Here is a 16556-nt window from a genome sequence, read left to right as displayed (position 1 = left end):
CTTGAGGCCGTGAGTTGGCAGGCAAGGTGAGTTACCTGCCCTGTATGCCCGCTTGGCGGGCATATTCGTTAACAGCACAATAGCGCTGTCATGAAATTAAAAACGCAGTTCTGCCCCGGCCATTAGGGTGCGGCCCGCACCGTAACTCTTGGAGAAAATATCCGAGTAGCCGGTAACGTAGTTGCGGTCACGCACGTTGAGCATGCTGGCGCGTAGCAGTAGATTAGGGCTGACCTGATAGCTGGCGTAGAGGTCCCACGTGACGTAGGTGGGCCAGAGGTCGAAATCGAAATCCTCTGGGCCACCGCCTGCGCTGTAGTTAAGGCGCGTGCCTACATCTAGGCGCTGGTCGAACCAGCGGGTACCAAAGGTGAGGCTGCCGCGATCCATGGGCAATTGCCGAGCGCTGTTCATGCCGATGACGTCAATGCCGCAATAGGTTTGATTATCGAGCTGATCCTCGCGGGACTCGTAGCCCGCTTCGATTGCTTCATAGTGAGCGTCAGGGTAGCTGCCATCTTCATTGGGTATGTCTTGTTGAATCCATCCGCTGCCAAGAGGGTAAATGCGTTGGCAGAACTGGTTATCGCTGCCTAAAACGTGGGTGTAGTTGGCCTGGGTATACCAAGTATCAGCGTCGTAATCGATTTCCAGCTCTAAGCCACGGAAGTTCATAGGCAGCAAGTTGGGGACGAACATGGTGTGACCTAGCCCGGTGCCTGGCTGCCCCGGCATGACGTTTACCATGGACGTGATCAGGTAGTTATCCACACGGGTGTCGTAGTAAGAAAGCTTGCTGAAAAAGCGATCTCCTCTTTTAAACAGATCCTGGGCAGTAAAGTTGGCGCCTAGATCCCAGCTGCGCGAGGTTTCCGGTTGTGCATGGGGGTTAGGGAATAGCACTGCAAAAGGGTCACCAGGGTGGCTGCCTTGCATCAGAGTTTCGGTGAGTGCCGGTGGTCGCCAGCCTCGGCCCCAGTTGGCAAATAGCTCGATGTTCTCATTAGGACGGTAGGCTGCGGATAGCGTTGGCAGAAGCTTGTCCATGCTGTTATCGACGTCATAGTCATGCAGCACGGTTTCTGATTGCCACATTGGATTGAAGTTGTTGCTGGTCTGATAGTTAGGAAAAGTGGTTGGATCATTGACGAATGCCTGCTCTTGGGGAATTCGATCACACGCTCTTTGGCGTTTCGCCTCTGAAAGATACGGACTGCGACACTGACTTTCTGCGCTATTTAATCTGGACTGCGCGTATCTCAGCGCCATTGCATAGCGATCATTATATGTCCACTCCGCCCCCGGCAGTTGAGTTGAGCCCTTGAGCTTGTAGTAGTCATAGCGCAGCCCCGCTGCCAGAGTAAACGTCTCATCTTCCCACTGTAAGTTGCCAAAGGCGCTGGCAATACTGCGTTCACCGTTGGGTTGCATGGTGTTTAGGCTGCCGCCAAACTGTCGTCCTCCGCGCTCTTGTGTCGTCGTCGATTTGCCCTTGTCGATGAAGTACTCGATACCATGGTTGGACGAAAACCCATCGATTCCGCCTAGTGAAAAGCGCGCGGTATTTTCCAGCGTAAAGCCGTAGGTATCTATTTCGGTGCGGTTATTGTTATCTAGACCAGCGCGACAAGCATTGTAGTGCCTATCTTGTACGGGATTTTGTTCGCAGGAGCCCATCATCCAGTAGAGGTCGGTCATGTTGGTGCCGCCCTCAATCACCGGCCTGCCCGCTTCGATATAGCGGTTTCCCTCGGTAGAGACGAAATAGGCATTGGCTTCGAAATTGATCAAAGGCGATTCGGGGTTGAGGTTATAGCGCAGGCTGACCGAATCGGAGGTGGTATTGGCATCGCCAAAGCGGCGCCAGGCATTATCGCCGTCGACTACCTCTCCGGCTCGTAAGACCTGCCGGTCAGAGACGTTGTTGTAAGAAAGTTCGGTGCCTAAGTAGGAAAACGTTAGCGACTGATCGTCATCGATATGAAAACGCGCTTTGAACAGGTTCGAGTCTTGCTCGTTGTCGGTAAACCGAACGCGCTCTACATCTTGCTGGAGTTCTTGGTGAAATTGGTCCTGCACGCCGACTGTCAAGAAATCGTAATTAGGGCGCCGACGGCCAGGCGCATATTCGCCGAAATTACGGTTGCTGCGTGCCGCCAGTAGTTCCCAGCGATCGCCAAGGCGCCCGGCCACAGCCGCGCTACCAATAAAGTTGACTCCATTGCCTTCGCCACCTACGCCGGTCATGCCGCGTAAGCGCACGCCGATATCTTTACCCGGTAAAAGAACATCATCTACATCGATGGTGCGGAAGTTGGCGCTACCGGCGATGGCGCCCGCGCCATGTACCCCCGTACTGGCGCCTTTCTCAATGACAACGTCCGACAATAACTCGGAGTCGACATACATGGTGCCGTTGCGTTGCTGGTGACCGTTATCGTTAAAGTTCTGGCGCATGCCATCAACCATCATGTTGACGCGCCCAAAGTCTTGCATGCCACGGATGTTGACCGACAGCCCTGGGTCTTGCGCATTGACCGCACTATAAACGCCGGGCGTTTCCTGGAGCATATCGGCGGCATGACGGGGTGGCGTACGATCGATCTGTTCGCGGCTGATAACACTCACTGCGCGCGGTTCGTGATATACCCAATCGTCACCTATACGCTCAGCCGATACGGTCAGGGTGCTAAAGGCCGTTTGGTTGCCCACGGTAAGCGAGGTTGCTGGCTCCAGCAGCTCGGCGGTTCTGCCATTACGGTATGAAATAGTTAGTGAGGAGTCGGCTAGCAGTGTGCGAAGTGCTTCATCGGCTGTCATTTCGCCGCGTAAGGCAGGTGCGGTGCCGTCGATGGGCTGGCCATCCTGGCGAACGACGGAAATCTGGGTGATGCTGGTGAACTCACCGAGCGAGTAGAGCAGGTGCTGCTCGGGCAGGTCGAACGTGTAGCGCTGTTGTAACGGGGTTTGCTGCGTCGCCTTGGATGAGTTCGGTACAGAGGGCTGGGCCTGTGCCAGTGCCAGTACCTGAGTTTGCGCGGCAAGCAGGCCCAGTATCACAGCGGCAGTGATTGGGGATCGGGAAAAAACCTTAAAATGCATTGAAATAACGCTCCATTGTTACGCTAATAATAATCGTTTGTATAATCATTAACGTTTGCAGGGACGGTTTCCATCATGAAAAAACAGTTTTTTAGACAACTATTTCTAAAAACCAAGGCTTACGTTAGGTGGTTGGTTCGGCTATTACGCAAATGGTTAATGCGAGTACGATCACCACACTATGCAATAGAGCACCCGCTCCTACCGCGAGGAGCAGTGAAAGCCAAACCTCCAGGGTCTCCTGGAAGAGCCCATAAAGAGTGCCTAAGCATCCACTGAATAATGTGACGATACACAGGCTGGCTGCCCACCAGTTGAGTAGCAAAGATGCGATGGGAAGACTGCGAGTAAGTAAGTTGAATGGTTGTCCTTGTATAGTTTGAGTCATTGAAATTCCCTGTGGTGCCATGTTAATGAAAGCGTCTTACAGCGCTATTTTTCTATTGGTTATTTAGTGCTATTGAGGCCAGCGATTTGACGAACTGAAATGCTTCTCTCGCGCCGCTTAGTGCCTGGTTTGTTTGTTCGTCTGACAGTGATATGGCATCCAATTGGGCGGTAAAGCTCCGCCAATGGAGGCCTCGCCCTGAATCGCTGGGTGCAAGGTGCCGGGCGCCAAAGCTAGCAGAGAGTCCTAGTTGGCTGGCGTACTTGAGCAAAAAGGCGGCTCCCAGGTTCGAGCCTTCATTCACATAGAGCCAACCAAGCGCTGCTGCCTGGGAATCGATAGTCGGTTCGGGGGAGAGAGTCTTTAAATCGTTTAGGCTAAGGGCTAGGTCTTGGCAATCGCTAATCACTGCGTCGTAACGGCAACGCTCGGGCAGCCCTTCCAACCAAGCCCCCAGATTTTGCTGATGATAAAGAGGTGCTGTGCGGCGTTGAAATTGGTACTGAACTATAAGAAAACGCTGGTAACCTTTTAGGCTGGAAAATGGGGATAGCGCCATAATGGCTTCATCAACACGCTCATGTGCCGCATGTGTATCAAGTTTTAGCCGTTTGCTTAACGGGAGAGTGTTTGCCCCTTTGGTCGGGGAGAAAAGTGCTTCCATGATGAACTCGCTGCTGTGGGTGGATAAAAACGGCAAGGTTAGTAATTTGTATCCGGCAACTAACACTGCATTGGCTACTCTTAGCGTTATCAACTGGTATGGGTGGGGCGTAGCCAAAGCAGATTGCCAGGCAGGTGATGCACCGTGATGCCAAACACATCGGTTAATGTTTCAATTAGTGCAGCTGGTTGGTTGGCATGAAAACTGCCAGAGAGACGAAGCTCGGAAAATGCTTGATTATCAAGAAGTACACGCCCTGGTAGCATGCGTTCAAGCTGTGCCACGACCTCGCCGATTTCAGCATCGTCAAAAATTATTCTTCCCTCCTTCCAGGCGCGTGTCAGGGGGATTGCCACTGTTGAGACTGGGCCGAGTGCACCATCTTGCAAGGCAATTTGCTGGCCGCCCACTAGCATGGCTTGGTGGTCCAGGTTGTCGCTGACCGCCACTTGCCCCTCTGACACCGTGACGGTGACTCGATCGCCGCTACGCATTACCGAAAAGTGAGTGCCTATAACGCGCACCGACGCCTCTCCGGCGGTAATAATTAGCGGACGCTGGGGGTCCTTGGCGGCGTCAATCCACAGGCGCCCACGGCGTAATGTTAATCTCCGCTGCATCTCGGTGAGGTCAATATCCAGGGCACTATTGCCATCAAGTAGCAGCGATGAGCCATCTGCCAGTTGAAGGTGCTGGGATTGCCCTGGTGCGGTGGTGGTGTCAGCTATTAAGTGGTCTAAATGAGCAGGCTCACGCCATAGTTCAAAGCTCAGCAAAACTCCCAGTAGACACGTGGCAGCTAGTGCCCAACCCCAGTGCCGAGGTTGTTTAAACCGGCGTTTGAGGACTGTTTGTGTTGCCTTTTGAAGGGCATAAAGACGCGCAGGTGCACCAATTTCCTGCCATAGCTGTTCGGCTTCTTGGTAGGCGAGTTGGTGGCAGGGATCGCGGCTTAACCAGGTTTCAAACGCTTGGCGGTCGTGTGGTGTGGCGCTGCTGTCCTTGAGCCGTAAGTACCAGCCAATGGCTTCGTCTACAGTGTTGTCTTCCAACAATGGTGTATGAAGAGACTGAGTGTTTGGTCTGTGCGGTATAGTCACGGTGCTACCCTTTCTGGGAATGCGACGTATTGTTATAGATAGAACGTTTGGCGCGTCGATCTTCCTCACTTTGTGTTTGGCGCTGCCATTCGCGACACAAGCGCATGGCACGCATCATGTCCTTTTCGACGGTGCTAATTGAAATGCCAAGTCGCTCGGAGATAGCGGTGTAGGTCTCACCTTCAACACGGTTTAGAAGAAAGACGTGCTTGGCTCGTTCAGGAAGGGTATCTAGTTGCTCTAGCAGGCTCTGCCATTGCTGTAAGGTCGTGGCTAACTGCTCTGGGCTGGGCGCTTGAAGTGGTTCGTCAGCAGAGATATTTGACGCCTCTGAATGATGACGTCTGCGCACCTCCTGGGCGCGTAAATAGTCTAGCGCTAGGTTATGCGCGGTCCGGTGCAATAAGCCGGGGGTATCGGTTGCGTTTGGCGGCCGTTGCCATAATTTTATGAAGGTATCCTGGGCTAAATCTTCGGCCACACTGGTGCTGCCAACCACTTGCTTTATGCGCTTGATCAGGCGGTGTCGCTCTTTTTGAAACATGCGAAGCAGGGCGGAAGAGGGCTTATTAGTCATGATTCATGAAAAGCGTTAGGGCGTTAGGGCGAGAAGAGGGGCAGCAGCGTTACGGCTACTGATAGGCAGCAGCTCTACGTCATAAACCTTGGCGATGGTGGCGGGGTCAAGCACTAGGGCGGGCGAGCCGTGAGCAATACGCTGGCCTTCATGCAACAGCCATACCCGGTCGGCGTAGGTGCTGGCGAGATTGAGGTCGTGCAGCACGCAGGCAATCGCCATATGGTGCCGTTCTGCCCAGGCGCGTAGTTGACGCATTAAGCGCTGCTGCTGGCCGATGTCGAGTGCGCTAGTAGGTTCATCCAGCAGTAAAAGCCCGCCATCTTTAGCGCTAGGAGAGCGCCGTGAGAGTAGCTGGCAGGCACCTCGTGCAATCATTACCCGTTGGCGTTCGCCGCCAGAGAGTGAAAGCACGCTGCGTTTGGCTAAATGCGTCAGATCTAGGTCATGTAGCAGTTCCGCAATCAGTGCACGGCTGGGGTTGCTGCCTAAGCTCACCAGTTCAAAGGTTTGCCAATCAAAGCCGGGTAACTCCTGTTGGGCGACCAGCGCCCGGCGATTGGCAAGCTCGCTGATTGGCCACTCACTCAGGCGTTTTCCGTCCAGATGTAGCTCGCCCTGTTCACAGGGGCGAAATCCCGACAGCATGCTGAGTAGTGTGCTTTTGCCCGCGCCATTGGGGCCAACAATGGCGAGTAGCTCACCAGGGCGAAGAGTGCCGTCCAGCGGCGCGATTGAGGGCGTGGTGGTAAAACCCGCCTGATGTAGGGTTAGCATGCCCGGTTCCGACGCATTAGCAGGTAAAGAAAATAGGGGCCGCCCAGTAGGCTGGTTAATAGCCCGACGGGAATTTCGGCAGGGGCGCCGAGGGTGCGCGCCAGGGTATCGGCCACGACTAGCAGCAATGCACCGCCTAGCATAGAGGCGGGTAGCAGCAAGCGATGGCCAGGCCCGAGCCACAGTCGCAGGCAGTGGGGGACGAGCAGACCAAGAAAGCCAATCACGCCGGTAAGCGCGACGCACAGCCCTACACCCAGCGAGGTAGCAACGACCACGCGGCGTTTTAAACGCGTTGCATCCAGGCCTGCTGCATGGGCGGTAGATTCGCCTAACTGAAGTAGGTCAAGCTCACGAGCGCTGCGTATTAACAGCCATAGGGCAAACGCAATCAGGGCAAGGGCTACGGCTGTGGTGCGCCACAGAGCGTTGGTAAGCGTGCCCATTCCCCATAAGCTGAGCTGACGAAGTTGCTCGTCGCTGGCAATAAACGCCAGTACGCCGCCTCCAGCGCCTGCTAACGTGTTGATTGCCAAACCTGCTAGTAGCAGTGACATGACGGCGGCACTGCCACCCCCTTGGCGCTTGGCAATGCCAAACACTACTAAGCAAACACTAAGCGCACCGAGAAAGCCCGCTGCAAACTGACCGTAAAGGCTACCGGCAGCGCTGCCCTGAAATAGCACAATCCAAAGTGCTACAAATAGCCCTGCACCACTGGCAAGGCCTAATAGCGTTGGGTCGGCCAATGGGTTTCTAAATAACCCCTGCATAGCGGCGCCACTGCCCGCCAGCATCGCTCCCACGGCAACCCCCAGGAGCAGGCGCGGTAGGCGTAGCTGCCACCACACTTGGACACTGAGTTCATCTGCGCTGCTATTGATGAGTGCCCAGGGCGACACACCTAACGCGCCTGAAGCAGCACTCCAGCCAAGGGTGATCAATAACGCTAGGGTAAGGCCACTTAACACCCGTGCTGTTCGACTAAGCGGTAACAAGGGGCGATAACGATCATGGGAAGCGCTGGTGATCATCGGCTAGCCTGCTCTGTGCCAAGCAGCGCTTCAATGTCCTGGCGTAAGGTGAGTAGCTGGTCAGGCGTGCGGGGGCCAAAGCCGAGCAATGCCTGATCATCAATCACAATAAGCCGCTGTTCGCGTCCTGCGGGGGTTAAACGCATACCCGGTAACTGCCATAGCGCATTTTCACCGCCCAGCGCGTCTAACCCCCGTTGGGACATAATCACTAGCGCGGGTGCTTCCTTGGCCAGGGCTTCGGCACCCACGCTGTGGTAGCCCTGCATCTCGGCAAAGGCATTTTCCAGCCCCACCGCTTCAAGCGCGGTGTGCGCCGCTGTATTGCTCCCCGCTGCACGTGGGGTTAAGCCGCTATGCTGCATGATAAACATCGCACGGATCGAAGGTAGGGCGGGTAGGTTGGCCAGCCGCTCAAGCTTTCCCGTTAAGTCGGCTGCTAGGCGTTCACCTGCGTCGTCACGCTCTGTTAATCGCGCGACAGATTGGACTTTTTCAGGAATCGCTTTAAGCGAGGTGGGCGCGTCAATGACATTAACCGTTACGCCTACGGCCTCTAGCTGTTCCAACACTTCCTTAGGACCGGAATGTCCCGCGGCTAACACACGGTCCGGCGCCACTGAGAGGACGCTTTCTGCCGACAGCTGGCGCAGGTAGCCGACCGAAGGCAGTGCGGCCATTGCTGGTGGATGGAGCACCGTATCATCGCGGGCGACGACCTCGATATCCGCGTCAAGCGCGGCGATGGTTTCAGCGATATCGCCGCCCAAAATGACCCAGCGTTCGTTGGCTAGCGCCCCGCCAGTGGTTAACCAGCCAATCAGTAGCGCGATAAGCGAATGGCGTGCGAAGCGTGTGACGCTCATGCCACGGCCTCTTGGCTGCCGAGCTCATTCAGCAACTGTCGCCACTCGGGCCGCTCCACGCGACCTTCCTGGCGCTCGGCGTAAATTTGCAGCACCAAAGAACCCTCGGCATCGAAGGCTTCTACACTGGTGACGCCACCGTCGCGGTTAGGCTTGCTGACCTGCCACACTTGCTCAATGGCAGTGTCATTAAGGTGCAGCGTGAACTGCTCGCCAAACAAGTTCAGCCAGCCGCGGGCGCGCTGAGGTTCAGGTAGCGTGCCCGTGCGAATTTGCACGCAGCCTGGACTGGCTACGAACAGCATCAGTGGCAGTGCGCGTTGACTTGCTTTGGTTAACAGGTTTTCGAGGGCATCGACAGGCAGCGCACGAGTATAACGGCCTTCCATTAGTTGGTTAGCTTCAAAGCGCTCTAGATGGTGGCGCTGGAGAAGGGCAAAGAATTGGTGCACATCACGCATCGCCGCCCATTCGCTGGCGAGTGTCGGTGCTTCAGGAAGAGCACGCTTTAAGCGAGGCACGCTTTGGGTAAACGCGGGGGTATCTAGGGTGCCTAGAGCGGCTAATGCGCCCCATGGGCGGGGCAGTGGATTTTCCAGCGCAAAGCTTTTGTGAATGGCACAGCCATGCTGATTGAAGATTTGCAGGCTCCAACGCCAATGGCCTTGCTCGTTCTCCGTGGGCATGGGGTCACGAATCAGGCAAGCCCAATGCCAATGGGAATATAGTAACCGCAAATCTAGACCGCCTGGGTCAAGCAGCAAACCGGTTTGCGGTCCGCCGTCTAGGTCAGGGTAATCACCCGTTTGCTCAAGCACGGCTAAACGGGAGCGGGTGAGCGCTTTGACTCGGCCTAATAGGGGGAAGCGAGCCGCAAGGTCTTTCGGCGCAAGGGGCAGCGTCCATACGTCACGGCCTAAGCGCGCGGCCTGAAGTTCGCCTTCACTGATTGATAAGCGCTCGGCAATATCAATCGCGGGCAGGCGAGGCTGTGCTGCTCGTGCTGCGTCAAAGGCTTCAAGAATTGCGATCTGCTGGGACTCAATCATACGTCACCTCTAGGCTTAACATTGCAAGGAGTTACCACTGCCAGTTGAGGGTGGCGAACAGGCTACGTCCGTCGCCCAGACTGCCATCGGGCCGATACCACACTTTGTCTCCGAGGTTGGCGAGGCGCAGCGCGGTATCAATAGCGGGAGTGATTTGCCAAGCAAGGTGGATATCGTGCAGCCCATAGCCTGGCAGGCGTTCATCGCCGCCCTGTTTGTCGAACGCCTGAGCAAAGCGGCCCTGCCAGCCGATCCGTACAGCGCTGTTATAAAGCGCGACGTCACTGCCCAGCGTCATTTCCAGCGGTGTTTGGCTACCCAGAGCCTCACCGCTGTCGCGATCTTTGCCGGATACCTCGGAAAGACCTACAAAGCTGGTCAGCAGCGGGAATGCGCTAGGTTGCCAAGTAAGTCGGGCGTCATAGCCCCATAGCTGAGCACGCTGCACGTTTACGGCCTGAGTTGTGCCCGCCATGATATCGACCTGAGTGTCGATGAAGTCGTCTGCACGGGTGTCGAAGTAGCTGGCGCGCGCCTGCCAGTCACCGTGGTGCCATACCACACCGCTTTCCCAGGTGCGGCTGGTTTCAGGCGACAGGCTAGGGTTAGGAATCCAGTAGTTGTCGGGCGTACAAAAAGATGGCCCTGAGCAGAAACCGGCAAAGTGACGCTCGTTGGCGTAAAGCTCGGAAAGGCTGGGGGCGCGGAAGGCTTCGGCGTAGCCCGAGAACAGCATCAAGGCATCGTCGGGTCGCCAGGCAAGACGGAAGCGCGGCGACACTTGGTCGTGCACGCTGTCGGCATCGTTTTGACCACTGGCATCATAGCGGTCATAGCGCGCGCCAATGCCGACGTCAAACTGCCCCGCGCCGCTCTCTGCTAAATAGCGGCCCGCAGTAAGCGTGGTGTCAAGATAGGCCGATTGGGTATCGATATCAGCCTTAGGGAAACCATTCGCTTCACCGTTAGGCCGTTGGCGAGCTTGCTCCAGCTCTGCGCCAAACACCAGCGTTTGTGAAATCCAGCCATGGTCGATGCTGTGATAGCCATCGCTTTGCAGGCCGACCCGCTCCAGGGTGCGGCTAGCCTGTGGCTCGTCGATATCCTGTTGGCTAAAGGTAAGCTGAGAGGTGATTTCAGTGGCCCCACTCGGTTGCCAGCGGTGGCCAAGTTGTACGTTATTGCTCTCAACGTCACGGTCGCGTAATGGGTTGCTAGCGCTGGTTGATAGCTGCTGCGGATTAGCGGGTTGGGTGGCGCGCTCATCATAGTGCTGCCAGCTAATAAACACCCGCTGGTCGTCGTTTGGTTCCCAGCCGCCTTTCAAAAGCAGGCTATTGAGGCTGGCATCTTCTACTGCTTCATCACCGCCCGCGCGACGAATATCGCCGGACTCGCTACGGCCCACAGAAAATAGTCCATCCACTTGCCCATTAGCCGTGTCGCGGCGGCCAAACGCCGTCAGGCTGCCGCGTAGTTCGTCGTTAGCCGTCGACCCGCCTAGGGAAAGACGTGCACCGCTATCTTCACCTGGGGCTAATAGGTCGCTGGCCTCTACACTGGTAAAGCTAACAACGCCGCCCATGGCATTGCTACCGTACAGGCTGGAAAGCGAGCCACGGGCAATCTGCACTTCTTGAATCAGCGCTGGGTCGAGGAAGAAGTTGCCCACATGGCCGGTGGAAATATCCTGGCGAACGCCGTCCAAGCGCACCAGTACGCCATTGCTGCCGAAGCCACGCATACTCAGCGTTTGGCCGTTACGGCGTCCTTGGCCAGCCACATGCAGGCCAGGCTGGCGGCTCAGCACGTCTTCAACGCGACTCGCGGTGGCGAGCGTTGCATCTTGGCGGTCGATGATGTCGATAATCAGCGGTGCGCGGGACAGATCCGTCGGTGCTCGGGTGCCTGTGACTGTTAGGGGGTCTAAGCCTGAGTCGTTGGCGTTGGCAGGCAGAAGAGGGAGTAAGGTAAGGCAAAAGCCTAACGTGTGAGTTGGTTTCATGGGCCAGGCAGTTCCAGCAGAAAGTGATGGATAATGTTGCTGGCTGGGTGCGATGGGCTACCTGGCTGGCTAAAAGGGTTAGTAGTAGGTAAGTGATTATTTTAAAAAGGCTTACGCCGTTAAGATCAGCTTGCCGCTTTTCGTGCGGCGCAGCACATAGCGTCGCTGTTCATGGTGAATAACCAACTGACCGTCTTGATCAAGCAGCGCCTGACTTGTCACTTCGCGACATGCGCTAGGCGAGCCTTCTGGCGGAATGTCTTTTTTTCTGGGCTGCATGAGAGATTGTTTCCCGTGGTAATGATAACTATTAGCATTAATTTAGCAGATTTGACTACCTCTCACAACCATCACTCCCAACCTTACCTAACCACCGTGCAGATGCTTAACCAACAGTTTTTAAGGTGGGGAATAGCTTGCTAATGAACGTTCACCTAACCGTAGAGTGCTCGTCATTACCCTGTCATTTAAATTGATTAGTGTCCTCTTAACATAAAACTAGCGCGTGTTAACCGTGACGAGAGGACCGTTGTTATGAGCAAGGAAATTGAAGATCATCGCCTGTTTAATCAGAGCAGCAACCAGCCGTTTGCGGATGTGTTAGCGCAGCATGTTTCGCGACGAGCGGTAATGCGGGGCGGCTTGGGTTTGGCCGCCGCTTCAATGCTTGGCTTTGGCGGTGCCGCCCAAGCACTGGCTTCAAACGGGGCGCAAAAAACGCCGTTGACGCTGGCGTTTGAGGCAGTTCAAGGATCGCTAACGGATGCTGTCGTAGTGCCTGAAGGCTATGTTGCCCAAGTGCTGGTGCCGTGGGGCACGCCGTTGAGGGCTGGTGACAGCTGGCAATCCGACCAGCCAATGACTGCCGAGCGTCAAGCCGCTAGCGTGGGTATGAACCACGATGGAATGGCTGGTTTTGCCCTGGATGCCGATAACGCCTCACGGCGCTTTGTGCTGGTGCTCAACAACGAATATATCGATCAAGCAGCGCTGTGGGCACCTCAAGGTGGCCCCACTGATGCTGAAGGCAAGCGCCCCGCCGAAGAGTCGCGTACTGAAATCAACGCTCACGGTGTCACTATTGTGGAAGTTGAGAAAGGCGCTGACGGAGACTGGTCGCATGTGCCTGGCTCCCGCTATAACCGCCGCCTTACCAGCGCGACGGTGATGGAAATTGCTGGCCCAGTGGCAGGCAGTGACTATGTGAAAACGCGTTTCTCTCCAGCGGGTACGCAAACCCGTGGCACCAATAACAATTGTGGTAATGGGTTAACGCCCTGGGGCACTTATATCGCTTGCGAAGAGAACTGGCCCAATGTGTTTGTTAATCACGGCCAACTCTTCCAGGACGACGCGCGGATTGGTATTCCTACCGATAAAAGCCGCTATGGTTGGGATACCTCGGCGGGTGATGCCTCTGAAGACAACGATGAGTTTGCTCGTTTCAATATCACACCACGGGGCGAGCGTGCCGAAGACGATTACCGCAACGAAGCGCGCACTTTTGGCTACCAAGTAGAAGTCGACCCCTATAGTGATGCGCACGCGGTAAAACGCACGGCACTTGGCCGTTTCCGCCATGAAGGGTGCTGGCTGGGTAAGTTGGAAGCAGGGCAGCCCGTGGTGTACTACTCTGGCCACGATTCCCGCAACGAGTACGTCTATAAGTATGTTTCTGACGCTGCCTGGGACCCCGCCGATGCCAATCGCCCGGGTGAAGCGTATGACCGCCTCGCCATTGGTAGTAAGTATCTGGATAACGGCACCCTCTATGTGGCTCGCTTCAACGCTGATGGCAGCGGTGAGTGGTTGCCGCTAATACCTAGCGCGCAAACACGCGATGGCCGTTCGTTGGCAACGGCTTTGGGCTTGGCAGAGGATGACTTGGCTGGGGTGATTATTAACACCTGTGATGCAGCGGATCTACTGGGAGCGACACCGATGGACCGCCCGGAGTGGGCAACCGTGGATCCTTCCTCTGGCGAGGTGTATCTAACGCTGACCAATAATTCGAAGCGTAGCGAAGAAGCCGCAGCGGCTACTTTCACCAATCAAGGCGATGACATTGCTCAGCTAGGGGTAGGCTATGAGACAGCCCCGGCCAACGCCGTTAATCCACGCGCTAATAACGAAGCAGGTCACATTATCCGCTGGCGTGAAAGCCGCTTGCCGAATGCCTTTCGCTGGGAAGTGTTTGTGTTTGGTGCCGCCACTAATGATGAAGGCAATCATTCCGGCCTGACTGAAATGAACCAGTTTGCCAGCCCCGATGGTCTGTGGTTTGACCAGCGTGATGATGGTCAGGGCATTCTCTGGATACAGACCGATAATGGTTACGAAGGCATTACCGAGTACACCAACGACCAGCTATTAGCCGTGGTGCCTAACAGCCTGGACGAGATTCAAGGTACCGGCCCGGTGATTAACAATAGCAACCAGCAGCAACTGAAACGCTTCGCCGTAGGGCCTAACGGTTGTGAAGTGACCGGCATTTTTGCGACGCCGGACAAAACGGCGTTGTTTATTAATATTCAGCACCCCGGCAACTGGCCCGCGGATGGTGGCGCACTGACCCAAGATGCCACCACTGAGACCAGTGGCCAAGTACGCCCTCGGGCATCTACCGTTGTTATTCAGAAGCGCGATGGTGGACCGATAGGGGTGTGAAAATAGCGGTTGAGTCCTAGTCACCATTGTGGGTGCTTAAAACGCTATTGAGAGCTTCCATTAAAAGCTTCGAACCTGTGAAAGGTTCGGAGCTTTTTTTGATCCTGGGCCTTTTGGGCTTACCGCTTTTTCTGCCGGACTTCTAACGCGTGGATGGCGTCGATCTTCAATGGGAGCTTGTTGGCCCAGAGAATATCTTCGCGGCAATGGCCGATATCTATCAGCACCTGATCATCGTAGGCCAATAGCGGCAGTATATGGCGGCGGAAAAGACAGCGCCGCCGAAAACGCCACCAGCCCATATCTAGCGCGCGAATTAGCCTCATTGACGGCATGGCCGGCATGTAAAAATCTACTTGTGGTGGCTTTGGGGGCGGCGCCAATTGGCTGGCTTTTATCCATGCATTTTGGGCATGTTGGGCTGAACATTCACACTTCATCGCGCACCTCTTTTTTCACAACGACTGTGCAGGCAGCGGTGTCTGGGCACTGACTGGACAGGTATGGTTTGTGGTCAATAAGTGAGAGGGTCGCGACCTCTTGTGAACAGCTTGGAACTTCGCCTTGGATCAATCAAACGAAAAGATCTACACTGATCGTTAAGTTTTTCTGAAGAGTGGGCGTGATGAATCAACTATCGACCATAGCTCCCAGCCGAGCTGCCTTGCCGCTACTGGATAGCGAGGTGCTACGCACCTTTGTGACGATTGCGGAGAGCGGCAGCTTCACCCGCGCCGCCCAGCAGCTATTTCGTACCCCATCTGCGTTGAGCATGCAGATCAAACGGCTAGAAGAAACGCTTGGGCAAACGCTATTTGTGCGCGAGGCGCGCTATGTGCGCCTGACTACCGAGGGGGAAGTACTCCTGGGCTATGGTCGACGGCTGCTTAAGCTCAATGCTGAAGCTGTTACTCAGTTTTTAGCTCCCACCATAGAAGGGCGCGTGGGGCTGGGGATCACTGACGACGTCGTTGGGCGTATTTTACCCAATGTGCTTGCGCAGTTTGCTCGCTCGCATCCAGCCGTGCAGGTCGATGTCGTCGTTGGGCGCAGTCAAGATTTGCTCGCTAGGCTGGATGAGGGAGAACTCGACTTAGCATTGGTGATGGGGGGAGAGCCTGGTCAGGCGGCGCGCGGTGATGTGGTGCATAGCGAACCGTTAGTGTGGGCGGGTCGTGAGGATGGCGTTGCCGTGGAGCGAACACCACTGCCGGTGACTTTGGCTCAACAGGGGTGTACGTGGCGGAGGATCGCGCTAAACGCCCTTGACCATGCTGGGGTTAATTACCGGATCGCTTACTCCTGTGACCATTGTGCTGGTCAGGAAGCGGCTATGCTGGCTGATCTGGCTGTGACGGCTTTTCCGAAAAGCTTGATTCGCCCACCGCTCAAACGGTTAAACAACGATTCTCTACCGCCGTTGGGCGATTATCAGGTATTTCTTGTCAAGCGTGCGGGCAGTCGCGATGCCTGCGAGGTATTAGCTGAACGTGTTGTAGAGGCGTTTCGTAAGGGATGAGTTCATAAGGAAGTCTTTGACCGGCGTAGCCCTGATAGTCGACCCGACACTATGCCGGGTCGAGAAAGCGTTCCTGGCCACTCAATACGCGACGCAGAAGCGCTGATTGGTATGTCGTGGGTTTTCCAGTTCATCGATCATGGCGATGGCGTAATCCTGCACGGAAATACGGCTGTTGCCTTCGCTGTCGGTCAGTAGCGTATCGCCGCCCAGCCGGAAGTTGCCTGTGCGTTCGCCGAGGAAAATCTCAGCAGCAGGGGAGAGAAACATCCATGCTTGGGCTGTTTGTGCGCGTAAGGTTTCAAGAGCTGTTTGCGCCCCTTCCGCCGTGGCCCGGTACTCTGCTGGAAAACCAGGTGCATCTAACAAAAGCTGACCCGGCGCTACCTCGAGTGTTGCTGCGCCACCCACTATCAGTAGCCTAGGTACTGAAGCTTGTTGAGTGGCTGACAAAATCGAGCGAAAGCCTTTGAGGTAATACTCGTAAACATCCTCCTGGGCGTGGCCACTAAAGGCGCTGATAACGGCCTCGGAACCGCGTAGCTGCTCGGCAAGCGCATCGGTATTTAACACGTCACTTTTAACGGTAGTGAGATTCTCCTGTGGCGCTACCTGCTCGGGCCGGGTCACTAACGCCGTCACGTGATGGCCGCGGGATAGCGCTTCGGTTAATAGGGCAGATCCAATGAATCCGCTAGCGCCAATCAGTGCAATCTTCATAACAGTTCTCCTTAAGTAGGTTGTCGCTGCATTGTCTGACGCTTTATTGATTTGAAAAATAGCGATTAACGTAATTTACTGTTATTGA

At 55.5% G+C, this 16556-nt stretch carries 15 protein-coding genes; 2 read left to right on the top strand and 13 right to left on the bottom strand.

Features of this window, described 5'->3' with window-relative positions:
- Window positions 1-96: 96 nt before the first annotated feature.
- From NDQ72_17955 to hemP, 11 genes are all read right to left on the bottom strand, one after another.
- Window positions 97-3102 (bottom strand): TonB-dependent hemoglobin/transferrin/lactoferrin family receptor, encoded by a 3006-nt coding sequence (locus tag NDQ72_17955; protein ID WKD27899.1) that lies wholly within the window; start codon window positions 3100-3102, stop codon window positions 97-99.
- Between the two features lie 124 nt (window positions 3103-3226).
- A complete protein-coding gene (locus NDQ72_17950; GenBank protein ID WKD27898.1) occupies window positions 3227-3490 on the bottom strand; it encodes a hypothetical protein in 264 nt (87 codons plus the stop codon).
- A gap of 52 nt (window positions 3491-3542) precedes the next feature.
- Entirely contained in the window at window positions 3543-4154 is a 612-nt protein-coding gene (locus NDQ72_17945) for a biliverdin-producing heme oxygenase (protein WKD27897.1), read from the bottom strand.
- An 89-nt stretch (window positions 4155-4243) separates the two neighbouring features.
- Window positions 4244-5254 carry a FecR family protein gene (locus NDQ72_17940; GenBank protein WKD27896.1) on the bottom strand — a complete coding sequence of 337 codons (1011 nt, stop codon included), beginning with the start codon at window positions 5252-5254 and terminating at the stop codon, window positions 4244-4246.
- A 4-nt stretch (window positions 5255-5258) separates the two neighbouring features.
- Window positions 5259-5831 (bottom strand): RNA polymerase sigma factor, encoded by a 573-nt coding sequence (locus NDQ72_17935; protein ID WKD27895.1) that lies wholly within the window; start codon window positions 5829-5831, stop codon window positions 5259-5261.
- 15 nt (window positions 5832-5846) lie between these two features.
- Window positions 5847-6608, bottom strand: a complete 762-nt coding sequence (locus tag NDQ72_17930; protein ID WKD27894.1) for an ATP-binding cassette domain-containing protein — start codon at window positions 6606-6608, stop codon at window positions 5847-5849.
- A complete protein-coding gene (locus tag NDQ72_17925) occupies window positions 6602-7642 on the bottom strand; it encodes an iron ABC transporter permease (GenBank protein ID WKD27893.1) in 1041 nt (346 codons plus the stop codon). The genes NDQ72_17930 and NDQ72_17925 overlap by 7 nt, the downstream gene beginning before the upstream one ends.
- A complete protein-coding gene (locus NDQ72_17920; protein ID WKD27892.1) occupies window positions 7639-8508 on the bottom strand; it encodes an ABC transporter substrate-binding protein in 870 nt (289 codons plus the stop codon). Before NDQ72_17920 ends, NDQ72_17925 begins: the two co-directional genes overlap by 4 nt.
- On the bottom strand, window positions 8505-9557 hold the full coding sequence (locus NDQ72_17915; protein WKD27891.1) for a heme degradation protein: 1053 nt from the start codon (window positions 9555-9557) through the stop codon (window positions 8505-8507). Before NDQ72_17915 ends, NDQ72_17920 begins: the two co-directional genes overlap by 4 nt.
- A gap of 31 nt (window positions 9558-9588) precedes the next feature.
- Window positions 9589-11562: a TonB-dependent receptor gene (locus tag NDQ72_17910; GenBank protein WKD27890.1), complete on the bottom strand. Its 1974-nt coding sequence runs from the start codon at window positions 11560-11562 to the stop codon at window positions 9589-9591.
- A 111-nt stretch (window positions 11563-11673) separates the two neighbouring features.
- The gene (hemP, locus tag NDQ72_17905) at window positions 11674-11841 is read right to left on the bottom strand and encodes a hemin uptake protein HemP (GenBank protein ID WKD27889.1); all 168 of its coding nucleotides are present in this window, start codon (window positions 11839-11841) and stop codon (window positions 11674-11676) included.
- 255 nt (window positions 11842-12096) lie between these two features.
- Here hemP and NDQ72_17900 point away from each other — a divergent pair, with 255 nt between their 5' ends.
- Entirely contained in the window at window positions 12097-14229 is a 2133-nt protein-coding gene (locus NDQ72_17900) for a PhoX family phosphatase (protein ID WKD27888.1), read from the top strand.
- A 119-nt stretch (window positions 14230-14348) separates the two neighbouring features.
- Here the strand turns inward: NDQ72_17900 and NDQ72_17895 are convergent, their stop codons facing one another.
- A complete protein-coding gene (locus NDQ72_17895; protein WKD27887.1) occupies window positions 14349-14669 on the bottom strand; it encodes a hypothetical protein in 321 nt (106 codons plus the stop codon).
- Window positions 14670-14854: 185 nt separating this feature from the next.
- Here NDQ72_17895 and NDQ72_17890 point away from each other — a divergent pair, with 185 nt between their 5' ends.
- Entirely contained in the window at window positions 14855-15748 is an 894-nt protein-coding gene (locus NDQ72_17890) for a LysR substrate-binding domain-containing protein (GenBank protein ID WKD27886.1), read from the top strand.
- Between the two features lie 81 nt (window positions 15749-15829).
- On the opposite strand, the gene NDQ72_17885 is transcribed toward NDQ72_17890, so the two are convergent.
- A complete protein-coding gene (locus NDQ72_17885; protein ID WKD27885.1) occupies window positions 15830-16468 on the bottom strand; it encodes an NAD(P)-dependent oxidoreductase in 639 nt (212 codons plus the stop codon).
- Window positions 16469-16556: the final 88 nt, after the last annotated feature.

The sequence above is a fragment of the Halomonas sp. KG2 genome (assembly GCA_030440445.1).
In the GTDB taxonomy this organism is placed as follows: domain Bacteria; phylum Pseudomonadota; class Gammaproteobacteria; order Pseudomonadales; family Halomonadaceae; genus Vreelandella.
The sequence above is the reverse complement of the archived record's forward strand: the minus strand, read 5'-3'. Positions and strand labels throughout refer to the sequence as shown.